This is a genomic window from Streptomyces sp. NPDC048337, from assembly GCF_043201175.1.
Classification (GTDB): domain Bacteria; phylum Actinomycetota; class Actinomycetes; order Streptomycetales; family Streptomycetaceae; genus Streptomyces.
Genome location: NZ_JBICYR010000007.1, coordinates 140,260 through 166,397 on the forward strand (window position 1 = coordinate 140,260; position 26,138 = coordinate 166,397).

General features: G+C 70.6%; 24 protein-coding genes and 1 riboswitch. Of the genes, 11 read left to right on the forward strand and 13 right to left on the reverse strand.

The window, feature by feature from the left end:
• Nucleotides 1-6: 6 nt before the first annotated feature.
• Genes ACGFYU_RS14345 through ACGFYU_RS14355 form a run of 3 tightly spaced genes read right to left on the reverse strand, consistent with a single transcriptional unit; the run spans nt 7 to nt 2,616 of the window.
• Nucleotides 7-1,182, reverse strand: coding sequence for a winged helix DNA-binding domain-containing protein (locus ACGFYU_RS14345; RefSeq protein WP_393827591.1), 1,176 nt, complete (start codon nt 1,180-1,182; stop codon nt 7-9).
• A 56-nt stretch (nt 1,183-1,238) separates the two neighbouring features.
• Nucleotides 1,239-1,700 carry a GNAT family N-acetyltransferase gene (locus ACGFYU_RS14350; RefSeq protein ID WP_393827592.1) on the reverse strand — a complete coding sequence of 154 codons (462 nt, stop codon included), beginning with the start codon at nt 1,698-1,700 and terminating at the stop codon, nt 1,239-1,241.
• A 16-nt stretch (nt 1,701-1,716) separates the two neighbouring features.
• Entirely contained in the window at nt 1,717-2,616 is a 900-nt protein-coding gene (locus ACGFYU_RS14355; protein WP_393827593.1) for a GNAT family N-acetyltransferase, read from the reverse strand.
• Between the two features lie 157 nt (nt 2,617-2,773).
• Here ACGFYU_RS14355 and ACGFYU_RS14360 point away from each other — a divergent pair, with 157 nt between their 5' ends.
• Complete coding sequence (locus ACGFYU_RS14360) at nt 2,774-3,424, forward strand: HAD family hydrolase (RefSeq protein WP_393827594.1); 651 nt, start codon at nt 2,774-2,776, stop codon at nt 3,422-3,424.
• A 142-nt stretch (nt 3,425-3,566) separates the two neighbouring features.
• Nucleotides 3,567-4,754 carry a globin domain-containing protein gene (locus tag ACGFYU_RS14365; protein WP_393827595.1) on the forward strand — a complete coding sequence of 396 codons (1,188 nt, stop codon included), beginning with the start codon at nt 3,567-3,569 and terminating at the stop codon, nt 4,752-4,754.
• A 48-nt stretch (nt 4,755-4,802) separates the two neighbouring features.
• Here the strand turns inward: ACGFYU_RS14365 and ACGFYU_RS14370 are convergent, their stop codons facing one another.
• The 5 genes from ACGFYU_RS14370 to ACGFYU_RS14390 all read right to left on the reverse strand — a co-directional run bounded on the left by ACGFYU_RS14370 (nt 4,803) and on the right by ACGFYU_RS14390 (nt 8,488).
• Nucleotides 4,803-5,282 carry an NUDIX domain-containing protein gene (locus ACGFYU_RS14370; protein ID WP_382635528.1) on the reverse strand — a complete coding sequence of 160 codons (480 nt, stop codon included), beginning with the start codon at nt 5,280-5,282 and terminating at the stop codon, nt 4,803-4,805.
• Between the two features lie 72 nt (nt 5,283-5,354).
• Nucleotides 5,355-6,260 (reverse strand): LysR family transcriptional regulator, encoded by a 906-nt coding sequence (locus ACGFYU_RS14375; protein ID WP_393827596.1) that lies wholly within the window; start codon nt 6,258-6,260, stop codon nt 5,355-5,357.
• A gap of 175 nt (nt 6,261-6,435) precedes the next feature.
• Nucleotides 6,436-7,608 (reverse strand): cystathionine gamma-lyase, encoded by a 1,173-nt coding sequence (locus ACGFYU_RS14380; RefSeq protein WP_393827597.1) that lies wholly within the window; start codon nt 7,606-7,608, stop codon nt 6,436-6,438.
• Nucleotides 7,605-8,096 (reverse strand): low molecular weight protein-tyrosine-phosphatase, encoded by a 492-nt coding sequence (locus ACGFYU_RS14385; protein ID WP_393827598.1) that lies wholly within the window; start codon nt 8,094-8,096, stop codon nt 7,605-7,607. The genes ACGFYU_RS14380 and ACGFYU_RS14385 overlap by 4 nt, the downstream gene beginning before the upstream one ends.
• 11 nt (nt 8,097-8,107) lie before the next feature.
• A complete protein-coding gene (locus tag ACGFYU_RS14390) occupies nt 8,108-8,488 on the reverse strand; it encodes a phage holin family protein (RefSeq protein WP_393827599.1) in 381 nt (126 codons plus the stop codon).
• Nucleotides 8,489-8,577: 89 nt separating this feature from the next.
• Between ACGFYU_RS14390 and ACGFYU_RS14395 the strand changes: the two genes are divergently transcribed.
• From ACGFYU_RS14395 to ACGFYU_RS14410, 4 genes are all read left to right on the forward strand, one after another.
• The gene (locus ACGFYU_RS14395; protein WP_393827600.1) at nt 8,578-8,895 is read left to right on the forward strand and encodes a cupin domain-containing protein; all 318 of its coding nucleotides are present in this window, start codon (nt 8,578-8,580) and stop codon (nt 8,893-8,895) included.
• 160 nt (nt 8,896-9,055) lie between these two features.
• Nucleotides 9,056-9,283: a DUF5326 family protein gene (locus ACGFYU_RS14400; RefSeq protein ID WP_393827601.1), complete on the forward strand. Its 228-nt coding sequence runs from the start codon at nt 9,056-9,058 to the stop codon at nt 9,281-9,283.
• 290 nt (nt 9,284-9,573) lie between these two features.
• A complete protein-coding gene (locus ACGFYU_RS14405) occupies nt 9,574-10,311 on the forward strand; it encodes an IclR family transcriptional regulator (RefSeq protein ID WP_393827774.1) in 738 nt (245 codons plus the stop codon).
• A 97-nt stretch (nt 10,312-10,408) separates the two neighbouring features.
• A complete protein-coding gene (locus ACGFYU_RS14410; RefSeq protein ID WP_393827602.1) occupies nt 10,409-10,858 on the forward strand; it encodes an SsgA family sporulation/cell division regulator in 450 nt (149 codons plus the stop codon).
• 180 nt (nt 10,859-11,038) lie between these two features.
• On the opposite strand, the gene ACGFYU_RS14415 is transcribed toward ACGFYU_RS14410, so the two are convergent.
• Nucleotides 11,039-12,418, reverse strand: a complete 1,380-nt coding sequence (locus ACGFYU_RS14415; RefSeq protein WP_393827603.1) for a YibE/F family protein — start codon at nt 12,416-12,418, stop codon at nt 11,039-11,041.
• A gap of 72 nt (nt 12,419-12,490) precedes the next feature.
• Nucleotides 12,491-12,634: riboswitch (TPP riboswitch) on the forward strand.
• Here ACGFYU_RS14415 and thiC point away from each other — a divergent pair.
• Nucleotides 12,629-14,416, forward strand: coding sequence for a phosphomethylpyrimidine synthase ThiC (thiC, locus tag ACGFYU_RS14420; protein WP_393827604.1), 1,788 nt, complete (start codon nt 12,629-12,631; stop codon nt 14,414-14,416). Its footprint overlaps the riboswitch before it by 6 nt.
• A 52-nt stretch (nt 14,417-14,468) precedes the next feature.
• Here thiC and ACGFYU_RS14425 read toward each other — a convergent pair whose 3' ends face one another.
• The 3 genes from ACGFYU_RS14425 to ACGFYU_RS14435 all read right to left on the reverse strand — a co-directional run bounded on the left by ACGFYU_RS14425 (nt 14,469) and on the right by ACGFYU_RS14435 (nt 17,975).
• A complete protein-coding gene (locus ACGFYU_RS14425) occupies nt 14,469-15,287 on the reverse strand; it encodes a hypothetical protein (protein WP_393827605.1) in 819 nt (272 codons plus the stop codon).
• Between the two features lie 149 nt (nt 15,288-15,436).
• Nucleotides 15,437-16,627 (reverse strand): metallophosphoesterase, encoded by a 1,191-nt coding sequence (locus ACGFYU_RS14430; RefSeq protein ID WP_393827606.1) that lies wholly within the window; start codon nt 16,625-16,627, stop codon nt 15,437-15,439.
• A 232-nt stretch (nt 16,628-16,859) separates the two neighbouring features.
• Entirely contained in the window at nt 16,860-17,975 is a 1,116-nt protein-coding gene (locus tag ACGFYU_RS14435) for a LacI family DNA-binding transcriptional regulator (RefSeq protein ID WP_215013179.1), read from the reverse strand.
• A gap of 361 nt (nt 17,976-18,336) precedes the next feature.
• Here ACGFYU_RS14435 and hisC point away from each other — a divergent pair, with 361 nt between their 5' ends.
• Complete coding sequence (hisC, locus tag ACGFYU_RS14440; RefSeq protein WP_393827607.1) at nt 18,337-19,416, forward strand: histidinol-phosphate transaminase; 1,080 nt, start codon at nt 18,337-18,339, stop codon at nt 19,414-19,416.
• A 4-nt stretch (nt 19,417-19,420) separates the two neighbouring features.
• On the opposite strand, the gene ACGFYU_RS14445 is transcribed toward hisC, so the two are convergent.
• On the reverse strand, nt 19,421-19,789 hold the full coding sequence (locus ACGFYU_RS14445) for a cyclophilin-like fold protein (RefSeq protein ID WP_393827608.1): 369 nt from the start codon (nt 19,787-19,789) through the stop codon (nt 19,421-19,423).
• 191 nt (nt 19,790-19,980) lie between these two features.
• Between ACGFYU_RS14445 and ACGFYU_RS14450 the strand changes: the two genes are divergently transcribed.
• Genes ACGFYU_RS14450 through cydD form a run of 3 tightly spaced genes read left to right on the forward strand, consistent with a single transcriptional unit; the run spans nt 19,981 to nt 26,137 of the window.
• Nucleotides 19,981-21,486, forward strand: a complete 1,506-nt coding sequence (locus ACGFYU_RS14450; protein ID WP_393827609.1) for a cytochrome ubiquinol oxidase subunit I — start codon at nt 19,981-19,983, stop codon at nt 21,484-21,486.
• Between the two features lie 18 nt (nt 21,487-21,504).
• Entirely contained in the window at nt 21,505-22,506 is a 1,002-nt protein-coding gene (gene cydB, locus ACGFYU_RS14455) for a cytochrome d ubiquinol oxidase subunit II (protein WP_393827610.1), read from the forward strand.
• 43 nt (nt 22,507-22,549) lie between these two features.
• Nucleotides 22,550-26,137 (forward strand): thiol reductant ABC exporter subunit CydD, encoded by a 3,588-nt coding sequence (gene cydD, locus ACGFYU_RS14460; RefSeq protein WP_393827611.1) that lies wholly within the window; start codon nt 22,550-22,552, stop codon nt 26,135-26,137.
• The last annotated feature ends 1 nt before the right edge of the window (nt 26,138 follow it).

The window sequence follows — 26,138 nt, forward strand, 5'->3', positions numbered from 1 at the left end:
CCTCGCTCAGGCGACGAGTTCGCGCTCGAGCGGGGTGCGGAAGCGCGGGGTGATGCGGGCGTCGCCCACCCATGCGGCGAGGCGGCCGGCCTCGGCGGTGATCGCCTCCTCGGCGGCGCGGCCGGGGCTGCCCAGCAGCCGCCAGACGATCTCGCCGTCGCCGCGCTGGGCCCAGCCGCCGACGATCTCTCCGTTCCACCACACGGTGGGGCCGATGTTGCCGGCGTAGTCGAACAGGGCGGGCCGGTGGGCGGGATCGAGGTGGAAGGTGCGATCGGCCCAGCCCATGCCGCTGGGGTCGAGCCCGGGCAGCAGGGCGGCCCAGGGCTCCGGGGCCGGTTCGGGCTCGGTGTCGCCGGGGCTCACGAGGGCCGTGGTCCCGTCGTCGAGGCGCACCTGGTCGGGGCCCACGGCCGCGAGGGCCTTGCGGGCGTCGGTGAGGGTCCAGCCGGTCCACCACTTGAGGTCGGCCTCGGTGGCCGGGCCGTATGCGTGCAGCCAGCGACGGGCGATCTCGACGCGGGCCTCGGCCGCGGGTACGGCCGGCCAGGGCTCGGTGTGGACCCAGCGGTACTGGCTGGAGGTCCACGACCCGCGCGGCCGGTCCCGCCGGATCCGGCCGTCGGCGGCCAGCAGTCGGATGACGCGGGTCGCGACACCGGTCTCCGTCTCGTACTTCTTGCCCCGGCCGATGGTGATCTTCTGGCGCAAGGCCGGTACGGCGGCGGACAGTTGGCTGCCGGTGCAGGGGCCGCGGTGGTCGAGGGCCTCGAGCGCCGCGCTCTCGGCCCGGCCCAGCCAGTCCGCGTCCAGACCCTGTCCGTCCTCATCGAGGTGCTTGAGGAGGGTGCGCCGCTCCTTGAGCGCGATGCCCCGCGCGGTGGAGGAGTCGACGTACGGGGCGAGGTCGGTCGAGACCGCGAAGAGCGTGTTGCGCATGCTGAGCAGCCGGACGAGGCTGACGTCCTCGTACAGCGCCTGCTCGATCGCTCCGGGGCCGCCTTCGGTGAGCCGGGCGCGGGTGGAGAGGAAGACGGTCGCGGCGTCCGTGGCGTGCAGGGCGACGACGGCGTCCGCCGCCTGGGGGACGGTGGCGGCGCGGGTCGAGGGAGCCAGGCGGTGGCGACGGCCGAGCCGGTGGCGGCGCTCGGCGGTGCTGATGAGGGGAAGGCCGGTGCTCATCTTCCCGATCGTAGGCCGGGCCGCCGACACGGCGACCCGGCCCGTGGCGCGGCCGCTCAGAGTTGCAGCTTGAACCCGACGTGGGACGGGGCGAAGCCGAGGCGCTCGTAGAAGCGGTGGGCGTCGGTCCGGGTCGCGTCCGAGGTCAGCTGGACCAGGTCGCAGTTCTCTTCGCGGGACTTCTCGATGGCCCATTCGACGAATCGGGTGCCCAGGCCGCTGCCGCGTTCGTCGGCGTGGACGCGGACCCCTTCGATGATGGAGCGGGTGGATCCCTTGCGGGAGAGGCCCGGGACGATCGTGAGCTGGAGGGTGCCCACGACGCGGTCCGCGCGGACGGCCACGACCAGGTGCTGGTTCGGGTCTTCGGTCAGGCGCTTGAGAGCCGCGAGGTACGGGGTGAGGTCGTCGGGGGATTCCCGGGTGGCCCCGAGGGGGTCGTCGGCCAGCATCGCGACGATGGCGGGCAGATCCGCCTCGGTGGCCGGGCGGATGGCCAGGGCGGGGGTGTCGGTCACGGTTCGGTTCTCCTCTTCAGCCCGCGGCCAGGGTGAGCGGTGCCCAGCGGCGGGTCCAGTCGCCGGGTAGACCGGGGGTGTTCCGGGTCATCACGGCGTTGAAGGCCACGGAGGCCAGACCGCGGTCCTTGAGCCAGGCCAGGAGCGCCTCGTGGCGTACGTCGACGTCGGTGCGCAGCGGCCGGTCGGTGGTGGCGGCGAGTGCGGTGACGAGGGCCTGGGCGTCGGCCGTGTCGCGGGCGATCAGCGGGCCGATGACATGGGTGTCCATGTTGGGCCAGAGAGCGGCGTAGCCGGTGAGGTCGCCCGCGCGGTCCTCGGCGACGAGCAGCCGGTCGGTGAAGGCGGGGAGCCTGGTGATCATGTGTGTCCGGTCGACGCCGAAGACCTCGTTGTCCAGGCGGACGATCCGCGGGAGGTCCTCGGCGGTGGCCGGTCGGACGCGGCCCGTGCCGGCAGGGGTCTCGCCGGTGGCTTCGGAAGGGTCCGGGAGGAAAGTGCCCTTGACCATCTCCGCCCGGCCCGTGGTCTCGAAGCCGAGCTCCTCGTAGAGGGGGCGGCCGTAGGGGGTGGCGTGCAGGGTGAGGGGGATGTTCTTGAGCACCTCGTCGCAGATGTACGTCATCAGACGGCGCCCCAGGCCCTGGCGGGCGTAGCGGCCGGCGACGAGGACCATTCCGATGGCCGCGAGGTCCGGCTCGGCCGGGGCATAGCCGTAGCGGGTGACGACGCAGGAGGCGGCGAGTCCCGCTCCGTCCGGAGCATCGATCCCGTACCCCTTTCCGGCGGCCAGGAGCAGACCCCACTTGTGGTCCTCGCGGGGCCAGCCGCGGTCCTCGGACAGGTCGGCGCAGTGGCGGAGATCGTCCGCGGTCAGCGCCCGGATCGGCAGATCATGGAGGCGTGGTGGTGTCACCGGCCCAGACTGGATCATCAGATCAGGACCGTCCAGAGGATTTGGGTGGAGTCGATGTTTCACGTGAAACATCGAGGCGACGCTCCACGCGAAGCAAGCGGTGTTTCACGTGAAACACGGTGTTTCACGTGAAACATAGGAGCTAGCCTCGACGGTTATGACTCTCCTGCACCTCTTCGACCTCGACGGGACACTGATGTACGGCTCGGCGGCGCCGGTCGAAATCTCCCGACAGCTCGGGCTGAGCGCCGAGATCGCCGAGCTGGAGCGGTCCTTCGGTGCGCGGGAGATCGGCCCGCAGGAGTTCTCGGTGGCCGCGCACGCCCTGTGGGCGGATCTGACGCCCGCGCACGTACGGGCGGCGTTCGACGGATCACCGTGGCTCGCGGGCATCCAGGAGGTGTGGCGGGAGATCCGCGAGCGCGGCGACTACTGCGCGGTGATCTCCCTGTCGCCGTCCTTCTTCGTGGAACTGCTGCTGGAGTGGGGCGCGCACGCCGCGCACGGGTCGGTCTTCCCGGAGGTCCCCTTCACGCGGCCCGTGGACGTGTCAGGGATCCTGACGCCCGAGGGCAAGGTCACGGTGGCGGACCGGCTCTGCGCGCGGTTCGGGGTGACCCGGGCCGACTGTGTCGCGTACGGGGATTCGAGCACTGACGCGGTGCTCTTCGAGGCGGTGCCGGTCTCGGTGGCGGTCAACGCGCGGCCGCACCTGGCCGAGCGTGCGACCCACGTCTACGAGGGCCGGGACCTGCGGGAGGCATACCAGCTCGTAGGGGTGGCACGCCCGGGAGTTGAGGCATCTTAAGAGGAAAGTGGGTTCGAAACGCGGTTTTTCCGCATTTCCCCACAGGCCTCTGGGCGGGCTGGCACGCTATGGAACCCGGAACCACGGATTCACAGGCCGTGGCGTGTGCAGACCGACCGAGTTGCTCGAAGCGAGGCACCGCATGGACGCTCCGCCCATCAGATCGGCCAGACGGGATACGACCCGGATACCCGCCGAGGGCGGCACGACCGAGCCTTCGCTGGATGCCGTGCTCATCCGCCGGACCCTGGGGGAGATCGCACCGATCGCCGACAAGGTGACCTCGTACTTCTACGCCCTGGTGTTCACCGGGCACCCGGATGTCCGGGGCATGTTCCCCGCCGCCATGGACGCGCAGCGCGACCGGCTGCTGAAGGCGCTGCTGACCGCCGCCGAGCACATCGACAATCCCGAGGTGCTCACCCCGTACCTGCGCCGGCTGGGCACCGGGCACCGCAAGTACGGCACGCTGGCCGGGCACTATCCGGTGGTGGGCGAGGCCCTCATCGGCGCGCTGGCCCGCTACGCGGAGCAGACCTGGGGGCCGGAGACCGAGGCCGCATGGGTACGGGCCTACACCGCGATCTCCCAGATCATGATCGACGCGGCGGCCGAGGACGGGGTGAAGGCCCCGGCCTGGTGGCAGGCGGAGGTGGTCTCCCACGATCTGCGCACCTCGGACATCGCGGTGCTGACGGTCCGCCCCGACCAGCCATACCCCTTCCTGGCCGGCCAGTACGCCAGCCTGGAGACCCCGTGGTGGCCGCGTGTGTGGCGCCACTATTCCTTCGCCTCGGCCCCGCGCGCCGACGGGCTGCTGTCCTTCCACGTCAAGGCCGTCCCCGCCGGTTGGGTCTCCAACGCGCTGGTGCGCCACGCCCGCCCGGGAGACGTGCTGCGCCTCGGCCCGCCGGCCGGCTCGATGGTGGTGGACCACACGACGGACAACGGGATGCTGTGCCTGGGCGGGGGGACGGGAATCGCCCCGATCAAGGCGCTGATCGAGGACGTGGCCGAGCACGGTGAGCGGCGGCCGGTGGAGGTGTTCTTCGGGGCGCGCAGCGACAACGACCTCTACGACAAGGACACCCTGCTCGGTCTCCAGCGCTCCCACCCGTGGCTGTCGGTGCGCCCGGTGGTCGGCGACGGGCTGGCCGGGCAGCTGCCGCAGGCGATCGGCGAGCACGGGCCGTGGAGTTCGTACGACGCGTTCATCTCCGGGCCGCCCGCGATGATCCGCAGCGGGATCGACGAGCTCAAGAGGATCGGGATCCCCGGCGAGCGGATCCGCCACGACGCGGTGGAGGAGCTGGCGGGCGTGGCCGGCTGAGACCGGCGGGCGTGCCACCGGTTCCAGCCGGGATCTCGGCCGGGATCCTCAGCCCAGGTCGGGGGCGTGCATGGCGCGGACGCCCTCGATGTTCCCGTCGAGGTAGTGCCGCAGGGACAGTGGGACGAGGTGGACGGCGGCGATGCCGACGCGGCTGAAGGGCACGCGGACGATCTCGTACTCCCCTTCGGGCTGGTCGACCTCGGGGCCGTGACGTTGGCTGGGGTCCATCGATTCGAGGTGGCAGACGAAGAAGTGCTGCACCTTCACGCCGGTCACTCCCCCGTCCGCGATGTGTTCGACGGTGTCGACGAAACAGGGGACCACATCGGTGATCTTCGCGCCGAGTTCTTCGTGGATCTCCCGGTGGAGGGCATCGACGACGGTGGCGTCCGAGGCCTCCACTCCCCCTCCGGGGGTGAGCCAGTAGGGATCGACGCCGGGCTTGGTGCGCTTGATGAGGATCAGGTCGTCACCGTCGAGCAGGATCGCGCGGGCGGTGCGTTTGACCACGGGACGTTCGGTCATGGGAGAAGAGTGGCCCGCCGCTCCGCTTCTGAAACGCGCCACGGGCCGGAAAGACGGGCCGGAAACGGTGGTTCACCAGAGCGTGGCGGCGTGCAGCAGCCGGTCATGGGCCCGGGCGAGGTGGGCGAGGGCGAGGCTGCCGGTCCGCACGACCGCGAACCAGGTGCGCAGCGGCGGTACGGGGGGATCGGCGAGGGCCACGACGCGGCCTTCGGCGAGGGCCTCCTGGCAGAGGTAGCGGGGCAGGACGGCGAGGCCGGCACCGGCCTGGACGGATTCCAGGACCGCCCGCAGGTCGGGGGCGACGACGCTGGCGGTGGCGCGCCCGGCATCGGGCCGGGTGTCGAAGACGGTGGCCCAGTAGCGGGTGACGAGCGGGAGGGTTTCGTGGACCTCGACGAGGGGGATGCCGTCCAGCGCGGCGGGCCCCTCCTCGCGCAGGTGCTCCTGGTCGACGAGGGCGGCCCAGTAGGGCGCGGCGACCAGGACGTGCTCCTCGTCGCACAGCACGGCGGCGCTGAACAGGCCGCCCCGCGGGCGTGCGGTGGTGACGACGAGGTCGTGGTGGCCGGCGGCGAGCCCGTCGAGGGTTTCCTCGGCGTCGGCCTGGAGGGCCACGCGCAGGGTGTGGCCCTGTCCGACGAGGGGCGCGAGGGCGGGGAGCACGCGCAGGCACAGAAATTCGGGGGGCCCGGCGAGGTGGAGCGTGCGGACGGCACCGGCGGCCTCCCGCCCGGCCTCGGTGATCCGCAGCAGGGCGTCGAGGTGCGGGGCGGCCTGGTGGGCGAGTTCGTCGCCCACGGCGGTGGGGGTGACCCCCCGGGCCCGGCGGAGGAAGAGCGGCCTGCCCAACTGGCGTTCGAGGGTGCGGATCTGCGAGGTCACGGCTGGCTGGGAGAGCCCCAGGAGCGCGGCGGCCCGGGTGAAGGAGCCCGCCCGGTGAACGGCGACGAAGGTGCGCAGCAGGGCCAGGTCCATGGAGGCACCTCTCGGTGGGGGCCTTCAACTATAAATATGCCGATACCCCCCTGTCGTTACCGTGATTGGACTCTGACGCAGAGTCAACTAGCCTTGTCGCGTGGTTCTTCGCGCGCGGAACCCGGGGCGGTCCGAGCCACGAGGGGGGAGGCTCGGACCGCTTTCCACAGTGTTCTCAGCGGCCGACACCAGCGTGGTCGAGCGCCCGCAGGACGTCTGCCACGAGGTCCTCGGTGTCCTCGGCCCCCGCGGAGAAGCGGATGAACCCCTCCGGCACGGCGTCGCCGCCCCAGCGCCCGCGCCGCTCGGCCGTGGACCGTACTCCACCGAAGCTCGTGGCGTCCTCGACCAGCCGCAGGGCCGTCATGAAGCGCTCGGCGTACGCGCGGTCGGGCAGCGTGAAGGAGACCACCGACCCGAAGCCCCGCATCTGGCGGGCGGCCGTCTTGTGCGACGGATCCGAGGCCAGGCCCGGATAGCGCAGCCCGGTCACCTCGGCGCGATCGGCCAGCGCCTCGGCGACGGCCAGCGCGTTGGCCCACTGACGCTGTGCGCGCAGCTGGATGGTGGCCAGCGAGCGGTGGGCGAGCCAGGCCTCCATCGGGCCGGGGATGGCTCCGACGATCTTGCGCCACTGCCTGACGCGGGCGGCGAGTTCGGCGTCGCGGCAGACGACGTACCCGAGCAGCAGGTCGCCGTGGCCGGTGAGGCCCTTGGTGCCGCTGGCGACGGAGAAGTCCGCGCCGAGCTCGAGGGGGCGCTGGCCGAGCGGGGTGGCGAGGGTGTTGTCGACGGCGACCAGGGTCCCGTCGGCGTGCGCGGCGTCCACGAGGCGCCGTACGTCGCACACGTCCAGCCCGGGGTTGGAGGGGGTCTCGATCCACAGCAGCCGGGCTCCCCCGAGCACCGTGAGCTGGGCGTCGTTCCCGGTCGGGGCGGTGCGTACGTGGATCCCGTACGCCTGGAGCTGCTCCCGCAGCAGCGGCAGCGCCTGGTAGCCGTCATCGGGCAGGACGACGGTGTCGCCGGTGCCCGCCAGGGAGAGCAGGACGGCGGAGATCGCCGCCATGCCGGAGGCGAAGACGACGGTGTGCACGTCCTGGCCGGGCGCTTCCAGTTCGCCGATGGCCTGTTCGAGCAGGGTCCAGGTGGGGTTGGTGTCGCGGCCGTAGGTGTACGGGCCCTCGACCTCGCCGGGGAGGTGGAAGTGGGCGGCGAACACCGGTCCGGGCAGCGGCGGCTCGTTCTTGACGGGCTCGGGCAGCCCGGCGCGGACGGCCCGGGTGCCGTCGCCGAGCCGCTGTGCGTCTCCCCCGCCGTCGCCGGGGGCTTCGTCGTCGTGGTTCACGCGGTGTGCTCCTTGATGGCGTCGCGTACGGCGGCCAGCAGGCCGGGACTTGCCGCCTCGACCAGTTCGAGGCATTCCTCGAACCCGTCGAGGGAGCCGTAGTAGGGATCCGGTACGTCGCTCTCCGCGGTCGTGGCCGCCGGATCGTAGGACCGCAGCAGCCGGACCTTGCCGGCGTCCTGCGGGGTGGGCGCGAGTGCCTTGAGGTCGCGCTGGTGCCCGGCGTCGAGCGCGATGACGAGGTCGAGGCCGGCGAACCAGGAGGCCTTGAACTGCCGGGCCCGGTGGTCCTGCTCGTATCCCGCGGCCTCCAGGACGGAGACGGTGCGCGGGTCGGCGCCGTCGCCCTCGTGCCAGCCTCCGGTTCCCGCGCTGTCCACCTCGACCAGGCCGTCGAGCCCGGCCTCGGTGACGTGGGCGCGGAAGACGGACTCGGCCATGGGGGAGCGGCATATGTTGCCCGTGCAGACGAAGCACACGCGGTACATGGGCGGGCCGTTCAGTTCTTGTCGGGCAGGACCATGTTCACGGCCCAGGAGACGATGGAGATGATCAGGCCGCCGACGACCGCGGTCCAGAAGCCGTCGACGTGGAAGCTGAGGTCGAGCTGCTTGGCCAGCCACGAGGTCAGCAGCAGCATCAGGGCGTTCACGACGAGCGTGAACAGGCCGAGGGTGAGGATGAACAGCGGCAGCGAGAGCAGCTTCACCACGGGCTTGACGATGAAGTTGACCAGGCCGAACACCAGGGCGACCAGGATCAGGGTCAGCGTCCGGCGGCCCATGCTGCTGCCGTCGTCCAGGGTGATGCCGGCGAGCAACCAGATGGCGACGGCGAGGGCTGCCGCGTTGGCGAGCGTCTTGACTACGAAATTCGTCATGTGTCTGATCGTGGCAGAGAAGATCCCGGTGGGACATCCGCAGATCAGCGGATGCGAGGGCACGATCGAGTACAAGGGGCACAAGGACGATGAAAGCCTTCCGGCTTGACGAGCTCGAAGCGGAGCGGGCCGCCAATGAGGGCGCCTATCTGCAGTTCCTGCGAGAGCGGAACATGTCGGTGGGGCTGTACGCGCTCGACGCCGGCCAGAGCGATCCCCAGCAGCCGCACCGCCAGGACGAGGTGTACTTCGTCGTGAGCGGCCGGGCCTCGATCACGGTCGGGGAGGAGACGACCACGGTGGCGCGGGGCAGCGTGGTCTACGTACCGGCGGGGGTGCCGCACAGGTTCCACCACATCAGCGAGGACCTGCGGGTGCTGGTGGTGTTCTCCCCGCCGGAGGGCTGAGCGGCCCGGCCGGCTGAGGGTCGGTCCCCTGATCCCCCTAGGGGGTGGATCAGGGGACTCCGGGGGCTCGCGGGTCCCCGTCCGAGACCGCGGACTCCTAGCATCGAGAGCAGGAAGTCACAGAGCTGACGACGACGATGACCAGGAAGAGGTCGAGGACATGGACGGCATCCGAGAGATATTCGCGGGCATGCCCTGGTGGGTGAAGTGGGTGGCCGTTCCGCTGCTGGCACTGTTCGTCTTCGGCGGTGTGATCACCAGCATCCTGGGCGCCCTGATCGGGTTCGTCTTCAAGGTGCTGCTCTTCGTCGGACTCGTCGGCGGCCTGATCTTCGTCGTGAAGAAGGTGGCCGGCGGGGCTTCGAAGTCCTCCTCCGGTGAGTGGTAGAGGATTCGGACCGGGTGGTTCCGTGATTGGGCCAGGCGGGGGAACGTGACGCCCGAAACCGCTCACAGCCCGGGAATCGGCGGATAGAGTGGCAATCTGTGCCGTTCCCTGGGCACCGAAAGTCGGTTTCGGACCGCTCTGACCCGCGGTCACGCACACCAGCCGCCGAACACGACCCCCAGGAGCGACGGCACACGCGGGGGCGGCCCCCGCAGGGCGGGCCCCGCAAGGTCTGCCGCCACGCCTGGGGGTGAGCTTTGTCATCGGTTCACAACGCCGGTGTGCCGACTCTGATCGGATCGGTGCAGCGGGCGCTGAGGCTGCTCGAAGCCGTGGGGTCCCATAGCGAGGGAGCCCCGGCGAAACAGCTGGCACGAGAGGCCGGGCTCCCGCTCCCCACCGCGTACCACCTGCTGCGCACTCTGACGCACGAGGGCTATCTGCGTCGGGAGAGCGGAGTGTTCGTGCTGGGTGACGCAGCCGGTCGGCTCGCCGGCGGAGGACTCCAGCAGAAACGTCGCAGCATGATTCTCGACTCTCTCGCGCACTTCCGCGACGCGGTCGGGGCCCCCGTCTACTTCGCGGTCTACCGCGAGGGTGAGATCGAGGTCGTGGGCGTCTCGGACACCCCGGCCAACCCGGCCTGCGAGGAGTGGGCCGACTTCCGCGAGACCGGTCACGCGCACGCCATCGGGCAGTGCCTGCTGGGCCAGCTCGACGAGAAGGCGCGCAGGGAATACTACGACCGTCATCCGGTCGAGGCCATCACCCCTTATACCGTGCGGGACATGCGGGCCCTGGAGCAGCGGATCGGATCCCTCGAGCGGATGCAGCCAGTAACCGAACGCCAGGAATATGCCCTTGGCACAGTCTGCGCCGCCATCCCCATCACCGCAGGTGATACCGCCGCAACCATGGCGATTTCTCTTCCCGCGCACCAGGAAGACCGATTGCTGTATGCGGTCGATCGGCTACGGAGTGAAGTAGGCGCGCTGTTGAGCACCCTCTCGTTCTCTATCAGTATCTGAAAACTCACTCCTTGTGATCTGCTAGCGCTTCCACCACTCTTGTCAAGAGGGCCTTGGGGGATCATTCCTGGCCACTTCCACTACAGCGGGGTAGGCAATGCGCGAGTCGGTACAGGCAGAGGTCATGATGAGCTTCCTCGTTTCCGAGGAGCTCTCGTTCCGGATTCCGGTGGAACTCCGGTACGACGCTCGTGACCCCTACGCAGTCCGCCTGACCTTCCACCTTCCCGGAGACGCGCCCGTGACCTGGGCGTTCGGCCGGGAACTCCTCCTCGACGGCATCAACAAGCCGTGCGGTGACGGCGATGTGCACATCGCCCCCACCGATCCCGAGGAACTGTCCGATGTCCACATCCGTCTCCAGGTCGGTGGCGACCGGGCCCTGTTCCGCGCCAGTGCGGCTCCGCTCGTCGCGTTCCTCGACCGGACCGACCGGCTCGTTCCGCTCGGCCAGGAGCGCAACCTCGGCGACTTCGAGGAGAACCTCGACGAGGCGCTCGGCAAGATCCTGGCCGAATCCCGGCAGAACGAGCAGAACGCGGGCTGAAGTACCGCGACACCACAGCACCACAGCACCACAGCACCACAGCACCGCAGCACCACCGCACCACGGACGACCGGCTCAGCGTGCCGACGCGCTGAGCGCCACGTCCCGCCCCCTCACGGGCCGGCACCGCGCACGATCTGACCAGCAGCGCCCCGCCGTCCCCACCCTTCGGAACGTCCTTCAGCGCTTGCGCCGCCGGCCCCGGCCGCCGCGGACCGGTCCCGAGGCCGGAGCTGCGGCCGGGGATCCCGGCCGGTCGGCGGACACGACCAGCGCGGCCAGCGCCGTCGTCACCGGAACCGAGGCGACCAGCCCGATCGAGCCCACGAGCGTCCGTACGATCTCCTCCGCCACCAGCTCGCTGTTGGCCACGGAACCCATGCTGCTGTTCGCGATCGAGAACAGCAGAAGCAGGGGCAGTGCCGCACCCGCGTAGGCCAGTACCAGCGTGTTGACCACCGACGCGATGTGGTCGCGGCCGATCCGGATGGCCGCCCTGTAGAGCCCGCGCGGCCCCATCGAGGGGTCGGCCTGGTGGAGTTCCCAGACCGCCGACGTCTGGGTGACCGTCACATCGTCGAGCACGCCCAGCGAACCGATGATCACACCCGCGAGCAGCAAACCGCTCATGTCGATGTCCGGGTACAGCCCGTGGATCAGCCCGGTGTTGTCGTCAGTGTTGCCGCTGAGGAAAGCCCAGCCGATGAACAGCGAGCCCAGCAGCCCGATCAGCAGCAGCGAGACGAGCGTGCCGAGGACGGCGACCGAGGTGCGGGCGGTCAGGCCGTGGCACATGTACAGGGCGATGAGCATGATGGCGCTCGCGCCGATGACCGCCACGACCAGCGGGTTCGAACCCTGCAGGATGGCCGGGAGGATGAAGAGCGTCAGTACGCCGAAGCTGACGACCAGTGCGATCAGTGCGAACAGCCCCCGCATCCGGCCGACGACGACGACCGCGACGGCGAAGATGCCGGCCAGGAGCGCCATCGGGAACTTGCGGTTCACGTCGATCACCGAGTACTGGAGGTCCCGGGGGGCGTCCGGCGCGTACGCGACCACCACCTCCTGGTCCTTCGCCAACTGCCGTGGCGCGCCGGGTTGGACGATCTCCACGAAGGTGCGGCCCTTGTCCGGTCCGGTGCCGACCTTGACGGTGGCCTTCTTGCACTCGCCGGTCTGCGCGGCCAGGGCCTCGCGCCCCTCGGGAGTGGACGTGTCGCCGGTGGGCGGTACCTGCGAGACGTTCACAGATTTGCAATCGACACGTTCCAGCGAGACGACCGTCCCCTGCTGTGTCTGCCGGTCGAAGCCGACCCCCGTGCGCTCGTGGGCGGGGGCGCCGCCCGGCCAGAGCACCGCCATGCCGATGAAGACGGCGGCGGCGAAGGGGATCAGTACGGCCGCGATGACCTTGCGCAGGTGCTTCGAGACGGGGGCCGCCGGGCCATGGCCGTGTCCGTGTCCGTGCGCGTGGCTGTGCCCGTGACCTGGGTGCTCGTGGCCTGTGTGGCCGGTGTGGTCATCGGGCTCGGTGGGGGGCTGCGGCGAGGGCGTCACCGGCAGATCATCGCAAGAGTTGAGGGGGCCCACTGTTCAGCACGCCATAGATGACGCTAGCGTGGGGGCACCTTTGCACAACGCGGGAGCTCGGAGCACCGGGCTGAGAGGGCGCTGATCACCGTACGCGCAAGTAATGCGTACGGGAAGAGGCTGCGTCGACCGCCGAACCTGTTACCGGGTAATGCCGGCGTAGGGAGATCAGGTCTCATGACCATTCAGGACGCACGCACGCCTGCCGTCAGCCAGAACGCCGACGGCCAGACCGAGCGCCAGCCGGGCTGGCACAAGGGGTACGTGGCGGGCTCCCGCCCCGACATCCGGGTGCCGGTCCGCCAGGTCCACCTCACCAACGGCAAGGACGTCACGCTCTACGACACGTCCGGGCCGTACACCGACCCCCAGATCGAGACCGACGTCCGCCGTGGCCTCGCGCCGCTGCGCGAGAACTGGATCATCGGTCGCGGCGACACCGAGGAGTACGCGGGCCGTCCCGTGCGCCCCGAGGACGACGGGATCAAGCACACCTCGCCGCGCGGTGGGCTCAAGAACCTCGACGCGGTCTTCCCGGGCCGTCCCCGCCAGCCCCGCCGGGGCCGTGGCGGCGCCGCCGTCACGCAGCTCGCGTACGCCCGCCGGGGCGAGATCACCCCGGAGATGGAGTACGTCGCGATCCGCGAGAACGTCTCCCCCGAGGTCGTCCGCGAGGAGATCGCCGCGGGCCGCGCGGTGCTCCCGGCGAACGTGAACCACCCGGAGATCGAGCCGATGATCATCGGCAAGAAGTTCCTGGTGAAGGTCAACGCCAACATCGGCAACTCCGCCGTCACCTCCTCCATCGAGGAGGAGGTGGAGAAGATGACCTGGGCGACCCGCTGGGGCGCGGACACGGTCATGGACCTCTCCACCGGCCGCAACATCCACACCACCCGTGAGTGGGTGCTGCGCAACTCCCCCGTCCCGATCGGCACCGTCCCGCTCTACCAGGCGCTGGAGAAGGTCGACGGCAAGGCCGAGGACCTGACCTGGGAGATCTACAAGGACACGGTCATCGAGCAGGCCGAGCAGGGCGTCGACTACATGACGGTCCACGCCGGCGTGCTGCTGCCGTACGTCCCGCTCACCGCCCGCCGCAAGACCGGCATCGTCTCGCGCGGCGGGTCGATCATGGCCGCGTGGTGCCTCGCGCACCACAAGGAGAACTTCCTCTACACGAACTTCGAGGAGCTCTGCGAGATCCTGGCGACGTACGACGTCACGTACTCGCTGGGTGACGGCCTGCGCCCCGGCTCCATCGCGGACGCCAACGACGCGGCTCAGTTCGCCGAGCTCAAGACGCTGGGCGAGCTGAACACGATCGCCAAGCGCCACAACGTCCAGACCATGATCGAGGGCCCGGGCCACGTCCCGATGCACAAGATCAAGGAGAACATCGACCTCCAGCAGGAGATCTGCGAGGAGGCGCCGTTCTACACGCTCGGACCGCTCACCACGGACGTCGCTCCCGCGTACGACCACATCACCTCGGGCATCGGCGCCGCGATGATCGCCTGGTGGGGCACCGCGATGCTCTGCTACGTCACGCCCAAGGAGCACCTGGGCCTGCCGAACAAGGACGACGTCAAGACCGGCGTCATCACGTACAAGATCTCGGCGCACGCCGCGGACCTGGCCAAGGGGCACCCCGGCGCCCAGGAGTGGGACGACGCGCTGTCGGACGCGCGGTTCGAGTTCCGCTGGGAGGACCAGTTCAACCTGGCCCTCGACCCGGACACGGCCCGTGAGTTCCACGACGAGACCCTGCCCGCCGAGCCGGCCAAGACCGCGCACTTCTGCTCCATGTGCGGTCCGAAGTTCTGCTCGATGAAGATCTCGCAGGACATCCGCCGTGAGCACGGCGGTGACCTGAAGGCCGAGGAGATCCAGGCGGGCATGGCGGAGAAGTCCGCCGAGTTCGCCGCCTCCGGCAACCGCGTCTACCTGCCGCTGGCCGACTGACGCACGGAGTACGACAGCCGGTCGGACCCGGCGGACCGCCGTTCCCGGTCCGTCAGTCCGGCCGGTGTTCCGGGCCGCCGAAGTCCGGGCTCGTGAAGTCCGGCGGCGTGTAGCCGGGCCGGGGTCCGGAGGGGGATCCCGGGCTGGTGAAATCCGGTGGGGTGTACCCCAGGTGGGGCATCCGGCCCCCGCGTCCGCGCGGGGGCGGCAGGGCCGGACCCGCGTTCGGATCGGCGAGGGCGTCCCGCAGGAACGGCATGATCCCGCGCTCCAGCAGGGCGTGCCGCCAGGCCTCCCGGGCCTGTGCGACGTCGTCGGGTATCGCCCCGTCCTCGTCCGCGGCCACCACCTCGGTCGCGCTGTTGCGTACGGCCGTCACCAGCAGCCCCACCACCGCGCAGAGCAGGGCGGCCGCGGTGAGCCCGCCGAAGAGCCAGCCCGCCGTCAGCATGGTCTCGGCGAAGGCCGGTTCGGGCTCGATCATCTTCAGGATGTAGCCCACCAGCAGGAAGATCAGCATGGCGGTGCCCGCCAGGACGGGCGCGAGGACCGCGACCACGGCGCTGACTCCGGCGCCGGCGGCGCTGCCCTGACCGCCGTAGCCCTCCACCGCCGCGGTCCCGGGTGTGGACAGGGCCTCGTCGCGCCGCTCCTCGCGGAGCTTCACGTAGCGGTCGTACTCGGTGGCGGCCGCGGCCGTCAGCAGGGCGCTGGCGCCCAGGGCCATGGTGCGCAGTTGTTCGGAGTTCAGTCGTTCGCCGAGGGCGGCGAGTTCCGGCCGTTCGTGTGCGGTGCGCAGCGCCTCGTCGAGGAGCCGGTCGAACTCGGGTCGGTCTTCGGTCAGCAGGTGCGGAGCGCTGGTCATGTGCATCCCCCGATGCTCCGTAGAAGCCGGTTTGCCCGCGTAGACCCGGGCGCCGGCACAAACGGAGGAGAGCCTGCTACGGATAGAGCGATGGTAGAGCGACCACACCACAGGTTGACAGGGGCTTTGCGGAAATACCCCCCTGGTGACAATCCTCAGTCGTTCAACGGAAGTTGCACGACGAGCAGCTTGCCCGCCATCGTGACCCCGCCGTCCATCGCGATGGCGAGCCCGTCCGCGTAGACGTGGGGGCCGTCCACGGCCTCCGGGCCGCGGGCCTCGTCGCCGTCCTCGGTGCCCACTTCGCCGAGCAGGTACGGGATGGGGCTGTGTCCGTGCACGACGCGGCTGCCGCCGTAGGTGCCGAGCAGTTCGCGTACGGCCTGCGGGCCGGTCTCCTCGTCGCGGAAGGCGAACCGCTTGGTGAACTTGCGGAAGAGGTCCCAGGTGATGTCGGCGTCGTTGCGGTTGAGCAGCTCGTGGATGGTGTCGTTGACGTCCTCGATGGAGTCGCCGTAGTCGAGGTACGCCGTGGTGTCGGAGTGGAGCAGCAGGTGGCCCTCCTCCAGGACGGCCGCGTCCAGGCGCGACATCCACTGGAGGTGGACGTCCTGGAGCCGCTCCATGTCGGTGCGCTGACCGCCGTTGAGGAGCCAGGCGGCCTGGAAGGTGGCGGTGCCGGCGCCGGAGGAGACGGGGGTGTCGCCGAACCGCTTGGCGCCGATGAGCAGCAGCTCGTGGTTGCCCATGAGCGCCTTGCAGTAGCCGCCGGCGGCGGCGGCCTCGGCGGAGAGCCGCATGACGAGGTCGATGACGCCGATGCCGTCGGGGCCGCGGTCGGTGAAGTCGCCGAGGAACCAGAGCCGGGCGTTCCCGGCGGACCAGCGGCGCTCCGCGTCGATCAGGCCCTGGGCGTGGAGTTCGGTGACGAGCTCGTCGAGGTAGCCGTGCACGTCGCCGACCACGTAGAGCGGGCCGGGGCCGCCGGGCGCGGGGTCCTGGGGGACGTACTGGACCTGGACGGTGTCGCCGGGGCCGCCCAGGGCGCCGCGCACGATGACGGGCAGGTCGCGCTGGGTCGGGGTGTAGCCGTCGAGGTCGTCCTCGGGCTCGCCGAGGCCGGGCTCGGTCGGCGGCGCCGTACTCGCCAGGGGCGGCGCGTAGCCCGGCTGCGGGGGCACGGCCGGCGCCCCCTCCTCGTAGTACGCGGGGTACTCGCCGTAGACGGGGGCGTCACCGGGAAGCCCGGCGGATACGGAGTGCGGGGCGGGTTCGGTGACCGGAACCCGGAAGTCCCGCAGCGTGTCCGTCCGCATCGCGGGTCCCTGACCGGCCCCCTGAGTCATCGACCCCTCCACCACCGTCGCGCTGCCGTACACCTGCGGACCCTCCTGACCTCCGGGGAGGAGGGTCCGTGATGTCGTGCGCCCATCATAGGAATGCGGCTCGCGCTCTGTGACGCACCAGGGGTGGTGAATCCTGTGCGGAGCCGATCGTTCCTGCCGCTTTCTCCCGATATCGGCGTTGCTGAAATCCTCGGTGGGGCCGACGGCCCCGCCGGTGGGGCGGTGTGGCGCGTCAGTCCTGTGCCGGGGACCGGGGCGGACTGACGGTCGTACGGGGCTGCCTGCGCTGGGACGAGGTGCGGATGATGAGCTCGGTCGGGACCACCTGTTCGACGGGGCGGCCGGTGTCCACGCCCTCGATCGCGTCGATGAGCAGCTGGACCACGGCGGTCCCGATGCGGCGCGGTTTGAGGGAGAGCGTGGTGATGGGCGGTTCGGTGTTGGCGTAGACGGTGGACTCGCTGCAGCACACGAGCAGCAGGTCCTCGGGGACGCGCAGGCCGTAGCGCCGGGCGGCGGCGAGCAGGTCGGTGCCGTTGGGGTCGAAGAGTCCGTAGACGGCGTCGGGCCGGTCGGGGCGGGCGAGGAGCCGGTCTGCGGCGACGGCGCCCGCGCAGGGGTCGTGGGCGGGGTAGGACTCGTAGACGGGGTCCTGGCCGACGCGCTCGCACCAGCTGAGGTAGGCGGTGGTGGAGAGCCGGGTGTAGGTGTCGGTGGTGGTGCCGGTCAGCAGCCCGATGCGGCGGGCGCCGGCGGCCGCGAGGTGGTCGAGGAGGCCCAGTACGGCGGCCTCGTGGTCGTTGTCGACCCAGGCGGTGACGGGGAGGGAGCCCGCGGGGCGGCCGTCGGAGACCACGGGCAGGCCCTGGCGGACCAGTTCGGTGACGACGGGATCGTGGTCGGAGGGGTCGATGACGACGGTGCCGTCGAGGGCGACGTTGGACCACACGTCGTGTCGGGAGGTGGCGGGGAGGATGACGAGGGCGTAGCCGCGGGCGAGCGCGGCGGAGGTGGCGGCTCTGGCCATCTCGGCGAAGTAGGCGAATTCGGTGAAGGTGAAAGGTTCATCCCCGTACGTCGTCACGGTCAGGCCGATGAGGCCCGACTTGCCGGTACGGAGGGTGCGGGCGGCGGCGGACGGGCGGTAGCCCAGCCGGTCGGCGACCTCGCGAACGTGGCGGCGGGTGGCGTCGGGCAGCCGTCCCTTGCCATTGAGCGCGTCGGAGACGGTTGTGATGGAGACGCCCGCCGCGGCGGCCACGTCCCTGATGCCGGCCCGGCCCTGTCGGCCGGCGGCCCGCCGGGTGGTCTCGGTCCGGCTCACCTGATGCTTCCCTGCTGCTGTCATGGCGAGCCGATAGTAGGGCTCGGCGGGGTGGGTGGTCCGTGTGCATATGCACGCGTTGACAGGCACGATTCTGCATGGTTCGCCACCCCCAATGACCTTGGAACCAAAGGAATTTCAGCTCTTGGGGCTGTCTGGACGCTTGTCGGCGGGTACAAGCATGCCAAAGCGGTCTGGTCTCGGACCGATCTCAACTCACCTGCACGAGGGATGCGCGCCACGGCGCAGGCCACCGGCGCGCGCATATATGCGCGCGCTCCCCCGCATTCCAGGCGCCCCCATTCTCGGGAAGGCGGAATCCTCATAAGGTGAGCAGTATTGAGTCGACGGCGACGTCGGACGGGATGGTCGAGGAGGACCTGCGGTGACCGAGAAGAGCCCGAAGCTGCGCGCCGAGCTGGACGGCATTCCCACATACAAGCCCGGCAAGCCGGCGGCCGCGGGCGGGCCCGTCGCGTACAAGCTGTCCTCGAACGAGAACCCGTACCCGCCGCTCCCGGGGGTGCTGGAGACCGCAGTCTCGGCGGCCGGGTCCTTCAACCGGTACCCGGACATGGCCTGCACCGGCCTGGTGAACGAGCTCGCGGAGCGGTTCGGAGTGCCGGTCGAGCACATCGCCACCGGCACCGGCTCGGTGGGCGTGGCCCAGTCGCTGATCCAGTCGACGGCCGGCCCGGGCGACGAGGTGATCTACGCCTGGCGCTCCTTCGAGGCGTACCCGATCATCACCCAGATCTCGGGTGCGACCTCCGTGCAGGTCCCGCTCACCGAGGGCGACGTGCACGACCTGGACGCCATGGCCGCGGCGATCACCGACCGGACCCGGCTGATCTTCGTCTGCAACCCCAACAACCCCACCGGCACCGCCGTGCGCCGCGCCGAGCTGGAGCGGTTCCTGGACCGGGTGCCCTCGGACGTCCTGGTGGTACTGGACGAGGCGTACCGCGAGTTCGTGCGCGACACGGACGTACCGGACGGCATCGAGCTCTACCGCAAGCGCCCGAACGTCGCGGTGCTGCGTACGTTTTCCAAGGCGTACGGGCTCGCCGGTCTGCGCGTGGGCTTCGCGGTGGCGCACGAGCCGGTGGCCGCGGCGCTGCGCAAGACGGCGGTGCCCTTCGGCGTCAGCCAGCTCGCCCAGGACGCGGCGGTGGCCTCGCTGCGGGCCGAGGACGAGCTGATGGGGCGCGTCGGGGCGCTGGTAGGCGAGCGTGCGCGGGTCCACGACACGCTGCTGGCACAGGGCTGGACGGTTCCGGACACCCAGGCGAACTTCGTGTGGATGCGGCTGGGGGAGCGGACCGCCGAGTTCGCGGCGGCCTGCGAGAAGGCCGGTGTGGTGGTCCGGCCCTTCGCGGGTGAGGGCCTGCGGGTCACGATCGGTGAGCCCGAGGCGAACGACCTCTTCCTGCACACGGCGGAGGCCTTCTTCAAGGAGCTGTAGGTCGTCAGACCAGTTCTACGCGGATGGGGTCGCCGTCACGGACGGTGGCCAGCAGGCGGGGGTCGCCGTCGAACGAGCCGAGCACGTTGCAGGGGCTCGCCAGGCGGCTCTCGCCTCCGCGCGAGATGGGCGTGGGGCCGTAGGGCAGCGCGAGCGCGTCGCCCTCGGTCCAGAACGCGACCGTGCCGGGTTCGACGACCTGCTGGGCGTCGTGCTCCAGGGCCACGGAAACGCCGGTGTCGAAGTAGACCTCCTCACCCCAGGTGTTGGCGGATGCGGAGATCGGAAGGGCCGCGGCCAGCGCCTTGCTGGTCGGGGTCTCGTCGAGGGTTGCGGTGAGCAGGCCCGCGGGCCAGGAGATTCGAATCTTCATGAGCCATATTCAACAATCTGTTGAATTTCTTGGCTAGAGGGGACCCCGCCTGCAGGGATCGAAAACGAGTGCGCCATAATGCTTGTGAATGTGAACGCGTTCACAAGCGTGTCCTGCTTCCTCCCGTTATGGAGGGAACCCGCCAGGCAGACTGCCCGCTGTGACCACGGCGACGACAAGGAGAAGACGACGTGGACCTAGCTTTGGCGCCTGAGACATTGGCGCGCTGGCAGTTCGGCATTACCACCGTCTACCACTTCCTCTTCGTCCCCCTGACGATCTCGCTGGCTGCGCTCACCGCCGGCCTGCAGACCGCGTGGGTGCGGACGGAGAAGGAGAAGTACCTCAGGGCCACAAAGTTCTGGGGAAAGCTTTTCTTGATCAATATCGCGATGGGTGTCGTCACCGGCATCGTCCAGGAGTTCCAGTTCGGCATGAACTGGTCCGACTACTCGCGATTCGTCGGTGACATCTTCGGGGCCCCGCTGGCCTTCGAAGCGCTGATCGCCTTCTTCTTCGAGTCGACCTTCATCGGTCTGTGGATCTTCGGCTGGGACAAGCTCCCGAAGAAGATCCACCTCGCCTGCATCTGGATGGTCTCCCTCGGTACCGTCCTGTCCGCCTACTTCATCCTGGCGGCCAATTCCTGGATGCAGCACCCGGTCGGCTACCGGATCAACGAGGAGCGGGGCCGGGCCGAGCTCACCGACTTCTGGCACGTGCTCACCCAGAACACCGCGCTGACCCAGTTCTTCCACACGATCACGGCCGCCTTCCTGGTCGGCGGCGCCTTCATGGTCGGCATCGCCGCCTTCCACCTGGCGCGCAAGAAGCACATCCCCGTGATGCGCAGCTCGCTGCGGCTGGGCCTGGTCGTCATGATCATCGCGGGGCTGGGCACCGCCATCAGCGGTGACCTGCTCGGCAAGGTCATGTTCAAGCAGCAGCCGATGAAGATGGCCGCCGCCGAGGCGCTCTGGGACGGCGAGGCGCCGGCTCCGTTCTCCGTCTTCGCCTACGGCGACGTCGAGAAGGGCCACAACAAGGTCGCCATAGAGATTCCGGGCCTGCTGTCCTTCCTGGCCAACGACGACTTCACCTCCTTCGTCCCGGGTATCAACGACGTCAACAAGTCCGAGCAGGAGAAGTTCGGGCCCGGCGACTACCGGCCCAACATCCCGGTCGCCTACTGGGGCTTCCGCTGGATGATCGGCTTCGGCATGGCCTCGCTGGGCGTCGGCGTGCTGGGGCTCTGGCTGACCCGCAAGAAGTTCATGCTGCCGCCGGGGCTGCGGACCTCGGAGGACGAGGTGCCGAACCTGGTCCTCTTCAAGAAGGCCCTGAGCCCGAAGTTCGGACAGCTGTACTGGATCGTCGCCCTGTGGACGATGGGCTTCCCGCTCATCGCCAACTCCTGGGGCTGGATCTTCACCGAGATGGGCCGCCAGCCCTGGGTGGTCTACGGAGTCCTGCGCACCCGGGACGCTGTCTCCCCGAACGTCTCCCAGGGCGAGGTCCTCACCTCGATGATCGGCTTCACGCTGCTCTACGCCGTGCTCGCCGTGATCGAGGTCAAGCTCCTCGTCAAGTACGTCAAGGCCGGTCCGCCCGAGCTCACCGAGGCCGACCTCAACCCGCCCACCAAGATCGGCGGGGACGACAAGAACCCCGACCGGCCGATGGCCTTCTCGTACTGAGGCTGGGGAGACCACACCATGCAACTTCACGACGTCTGGTTCGTACTCATCGCCGTCCTGTGGATCGGCTACTTCTTCCTGGAGGGCTTCGACTTCGGAGTCGGCGTACTGACCAAGCTGCTCGCCCGCGACCGCACGGAGAAGCGGGTCCTGATCAACACGATCGGGCCCGTGTGGGACGGCAACGAGGTCTGGCTGCTCACCGCGGGCGGGGCGACCTTCGCCGCCTTCCCCGACTGGTACGCCACCCTCTTCTCCGGCTTCTACCTGCCTCTGCTGCTCATCCTGGTCTGCCTGATCATCCGGGGTGTCGCCTTCGAGTACCGGCACAAGCGGGACGAGGAGGCGTGGCAGACCAACTGGGAACACGCGATCTTCTGGACCTCGCTGATCCCGGCGTTCCTCTGGGGCGTGGCCTTCGCCAACATCGTGCGCGGTGTGAAGATCGACCAGAACAAGGAGTACGTCGGCACCTTCTTCGACCTGCTCAACGCCTATTCGATCCTCGGCGGCCTGGTCACCCTCACCCTGTTCACCTTCCACGGCGCGGTCTTCACCTCGCTCAAGACGGTCGGTGACATCCGGGACCGCTCGCGCACGCTGGCGACCCAGCTGGGCGTGGCCACCGCCGTACTGGCCCTGGTCTTCCTGACCTGGACCCAGTTCACGCGCGGCGACGCCAAGAGCCTGGTCGCGATGGCCATCGCGGTGATCGCTCTGGTCGGGGCCCTCGGATGCATCCGGGCGGGCCGCGAGGGCTGGTCCTTCGCCCTGTCCGGGGTCACCATCGCGGCGGCCGTCGCGATGCTCTTCCTGACGCTCTTCCCGAACGTCATGCCGTCCTCGCTGGACGACGCGTGGAGCCTCACCGTCACCAATGCCTCGTCCAGCCCGTACACCTTGAAGATCATGACCTGGTGTGCGGCCGTGGCCACCCCGCTCGTCCTGCTCTACCAGGGCTGGACGTACTGGGTGTTCCGCAAGCGCATCGGCACGCAGCACATCGTCGACGCGCACTGACGCCCGACCGTTCGCCCGGACCCTGCCCTGGGGGATGTTTCACGTGAAACCGATCGACCCGCGCCTGCTTCGGTACGCCCGCTCCACCCGCCTCTTCCTCGGGGCGGTGGTGGCCCTCGGCCTTGCCGGGGCGGGGCTGGTCGTCGGTCAGGCGATGCTCATCGCCGAGATCGTGGTCGGCGCCTTCGAGGAGGGGCTGGACGGCGAAGCGCTCCGGACGCCACTGCTGCTGCTCGCGGCAGTGGCGCTCGGGCGCGGCCTGCTGGCCTGGCTGACCGAGCTGGCCGCACACCGGGCCGGCGCGGCGGTCAAGTCGGAACTGCGCGGCCGGCTGCTGGAACGGGCCGCGGACCTGGGGCCCGGCTGGCTCACCGGGCAGCGGACGGGATCCCTGGTGGCGCTGGCCACCCGGGGCGTGGACGCGCTCGACGACTACTTCTCCCGCTACCTGCCCCAGCTCGGCCTCGCGGTGGTCGTACCCGTGGCGGTGCTCGCCCGGATCGTCACCGAGGACTGGGTCTCGGCGTCCATCATCGTGGTCACCCTGCCCTTGATCCCGCTGTTCATGGTCCTGATCGGCATGGCCACCCAGTCCCGGATGGAACGCCAGTGGCGGCTGCTGTCCCGGTTGTCGGGGCACTTCCTCGACGTGGTGGCCGGACTTCCCACACTGAAGGTCTTCGGGCGGGCCAAGGCGCAGGCCGAGTCCATCCGCAAGATCACCGATGACTACCGGCGCGCGACGATGCGGACCCTGCGCATCGCCTTCCTCTCCTCCTTCGCGCTGGAACTGCTGGCCACCCTGTCGGTGGCGCTGGTGGCGGTGACCATCGGCATGCGGCTGGTCCACGGAGGCCTCGACCTCTACACGGGGCTGGTCATCCTGATCCTGGCGCCCGAGGCCTACCTGCCGCTGCGGCAGGTAGGCGCGCAGTACCACGCGGCCGCCGAGGGGCTGGCGGCCGCGGAGGAGATCTTCGACGTACTGGAGACCCCTGCCGGGGACCCGGCGGCCGGGGCCGCTCTGCCCGCCGGTACTCCCCTGCGGATCGAGATCGACGGGGTCGCCGTGCGGTACGAGGGCCGGGGCGAGGACTCGCCCGCGCCCGTCTCGCTGACCGTCGACCCGGGGGAGTGCGTGGCCCTCACCGGCCCGAGCGGAGCGGGCAAGTCCACCCTGCTCCAGGTGCTGCTGGCGTTCGTCACACCGACCGCGGGCCGGGTACGGATCGCGGGTGTCGATCTGGCCGGGCTGTCGGCGGCGCAGTGGCGGGAACGGATCGCGTGGGTGCCGCAGCGGCCGCACCTGTTCGCCGGGACGATCGCCGAGAACGTACGGCTGGCCCGGCCGGGTGCCTCCGAGGCGGAGGTGGCCGCCGCACTCCGGGACGCGGGGGCCTGGGAGTTCGTGTCCGCCCTGCCGCGCGGGGTGGAGACCCCGCTGGGCGAGGGCGGCGTGGGACTGTCCGCCGGGCAGCGGCAGCGGCTGGCCCTGGCGCGGGCCTTCCTGGCCGACCGGCCCGTCCTGCTGCTGGACGAGCCGACGGCGGCGCTGGACGGCGAGACCGAGGCGGCCGTGGTCGAGGCCGTACGACGGCTGGCGGCGGGCCGCACCGTGCTGCTGGTGGTGCACCGCCCGGCGCTCCTGGCCATCGCCGACCGGGTGGTGGAGGTACGCCCCGCGGAGCCGTCCCCGAGCGCGCCGCTTCCCGAAGCCGTCGCGCTTCGCCCGGGTGATCCCCGGCCGGACGCCGACGCCGCGGCGGGCGCGGAGCGTGCGCCGGAAGGAGAGCCGGGAGCGGCGCGGCCCCCGGCCTCGTGGAGGGGCGCCGCGGGGCAGCACCCCCTCGCGCGGGTACGGGCCGCCGCCCGGGCCTGGCAAGGGCGGTTCAGGCTCGGGCTGTTCCTCGGGGCCCTCGCCGTCGGGTCCAGCGTCGGGCTGATGGCGGTGTCCGGCTGGCTGATCTCGCGGGCCTCCGAACAGCCGCCCGTGCTCTATCTGATGGTGGCCGTCACCGCCACCCGGGCCTTCGGCATGGGGCGGGCCGTCTTCCGCTACGCCGAGCGGCTCGTCTCCCACGACGCCGTCCTGCGGATGCTCGCCGACCTGCGGGTTTCCGTGTACCGGAGGTTGGAGCGCATCGCCCCGGCCGGCCTGCGCGAGCACCGGCGCGGGGACCTGCTGGCCCGCCTCGTGGCCGATGCCGACGCGCTCCAGGACTACTGGCTGCGCTGGCTGCTGCCGGTCGGCACCGCGGTCCTGGTCGGCACCGGTTCGGTCGCCTTCACCGCCTGGCTGTTGCCCGAGGCCGGAGCCGTGCTGGCCGTCGGCCTGCTCGCCGCCGGCGTCGGCGTCCCGCTGGTCAGCGGTGCGTGCGCACGGCGTGCCGAGCGACGGCTCGCCCCCGCCCGGGGCGAGCTCGCCACCCGGGTGGCCGATCTGCTCACCGGTACCGCGGAGCTGACCGTCGCCGGCGCCCTGGAGGACCGCAAGCGCCGTACGCGGGAGAGCGACGGCCTGCTGACGGGCATCGCCGCCCGGGGCGCGGCCGCGAACGGCCTGGGCAGCGGACTGTCCGCCCTGGTGTGCGGGCTGACGGTCGTGGCGGCCGCGGCCGCCGCCGCGAACGCCGTCCACGACGGACGGCTGTCCGGGGTGGCCATGGCGGTCGCCGTGCTGACCCCCCTCGCCGCCTTCGAGGCGGTCACCGGCCTTCCGCTCGCCGTCCAGTACCGCCAGCGGGTGCGTCGCAGCGCCGAGCGGGTCTACGAGGTCATCGACGCACCGGTTCCCGTGGTCGAGCCGGAGCGGCCCGCCGCGGCCCCCGCCTCGCCCTTCCCGCTGCGGCTGACGGGGCTCACCGCCCGCCACCCCGGTCAGGAGCGCGACGCACTGCGCGGCCTCGACCTCACCCTCGAAGCCGGCCGGCGCATCGCGGTCGTAGGCCCCTCGGGCTCCGGCAAGACCACCCTCGCCCAGGTCCTGCTCCGATTCCTGGACCCGCGCGAAGGCACGTACGCCTTGGGCGGAACCGACGCCCGCACCCTCGACGGCGACTACGTCCGGGCGTTCGTGGGCCTGTGCGCCCAGGACGCGCACCTCTTCGACAGCTCGGTACGGGAGAACCTGCGGCTGGCCCGGACCGGGGCGAGCGAGGAGGAACTGCGGGCGGCGCTGGCCGCGGCCCGGCTGCTGGAGTGGGCCGACGGGCTTCCGGACGGGCTGGACACGCTGGTCGGCGAGCACGGCGAGCGGATCTCCGGCGGTCAGCGACAGCGCCTGGCCCTGGCCCGCGCCCTGCTGGCCGACTTCCCCGTCCTGGTCCTGGACGAGCCGGCCGAGCATCTCGACCTCGCCACGGCGGACGCGCTGACGGCGGACCTGCTGGCCGCGACCGAGGGCCGGACCACCGTGCTGATCACGCACCGGCTGGCCGGGCTGGAGGCGGTCGACGAGGTACTGGTGCTGGACCGCGGAGAGCTCGTACAGCGCGGTGCCTACGCGGAGCTGGCGGCGGCCGAAGGACCTCTGCGCCGACTGCTGGAGCGGGAGAGGGAAGCGGACGGCTTCGGCCGGCTTCCCCGAGCCGCGACTCTCCCTGCCGTAACTTTCCCCACTAAAGCGGACTAAC

Excerpts from the sequence above, each read along its gene's own strand:
- ACGFYU_RS14345 (WP_393827591.1), bottom strand. The coding sequence starts at position 1,182 with ATGAGCACCGGCCTTCCCCTCATCAGCACCGCCGAGCGCCGCCACCGG.
- ACGFYU_RS14360 (WP_393827594.1), top strand. The coding sequence starts at position 2,774 with ATGACTCTCCTGCACCTCTTCGACCTCGACGGGACACTGATGTACGGC.
- ACGFYU_RS14365 (WP_393827595.1), top strand. The coding sequence starts at position 3,567 with ATGGACGCTCCGCCCATCAGATCGGCCAGACGGGATACGACCCGGATA.
- ACGFYU_RS14370 (WP_382635528.1), bottom strand. The coding sequence starts at position 5,282 with ATGACCGAACGTCCCGTGGTCAAACGCACCGCCCGCGCGATCCTGCTC.
- ACGFYU_RS14375 (WP_393827596.1), bottom strand. The coding sequence starts at position 6,260 with ATGGACCTGGCCCTGCTGCGCACCTTCGTCGCCGTTCACCGGGCGGGC.
- ACGFYU_RS14385 (WP_393827598.1), bottom strand. The coding sequence starts at position 8,096 with ATGTACCGCGTGTGCTTCGTCTGCACGGGCAACATATGCCGCTCCCCC.
- ACGFYU_RS14390 (WP_393827599.1), bottom strand. The coding sequence starts at position 8,488 with ATGACGAATTTCGTAGTCAAGACGCTCGCCAACGCGGCAGCCCTCGCC.
- ACGFYU_RS14395 (WP_393827600.1), top strand. The coding sequence starts at position 8,578 with ATGAAAGCCTTCCGGCTTGACGAGCTCGAAGCGGAGCGGGCCGCCAAT.
- ACGFYU_RS14400 (WP_393827601.1), top strand. The coding sequence starts at position 9,056 with ATGGACGGCATCCGAGAGATATTCGCGGGCATGCCCTGGTGGGTGAAG.
- ACGFYU_RS14410 (WP_393827602.1), top strand. The coding sequence starts at position 10,409 with ATGCGCGAGTCGGTACAGGCAGAGGTCATGATGAGCTTCCTCGTTTCC.
- thiC (WP_393827604.1), top strand. The coding sequence starts at position 12,629 with ATGACCATTCAGGACGCACGCACGCCTGCCGTCAGCCAGAACGCCGAC.
- ACGFYU_RS14425 (WP_393827605.1), bottom strand. The coding sequence starts at position 15,287 with ATGCACATGACCAGCGCTCCGCACCTGCTGACCGAAGACCGACCCGAG.
- ACGFYU_RS14430 (WP_393827606.1), bottom strand. The coding sequence starts at position 16,627 with ATGACTCAGGGGGCCGGTCAGGGACCCGCGATGCGGACGGACACGCTG.
- ACGFYU_RS14435 (WP_215013179.1), bottom strand. The coding sequence starts at position 17,975 with ATGACAGCAGCAGGGAAGCATCAGGTGAGCCGGACCGAGACCACCCGG.
- ACGFYU_RS14445 (WP_393827608.1), bottom strand. The coding sequence starts at position 19,789 with ATGAAGATTCGAATCTCCTGGCCCGCGGGCCTGCTCACCGCAACCCTC.
- cydB (WP_393827610.1), top strand. The coding sequence starts at position 21,505 with ATGCAACTTCACGACGTCTGGTTCGTACTCATCGCCGTCCTGTGGATC.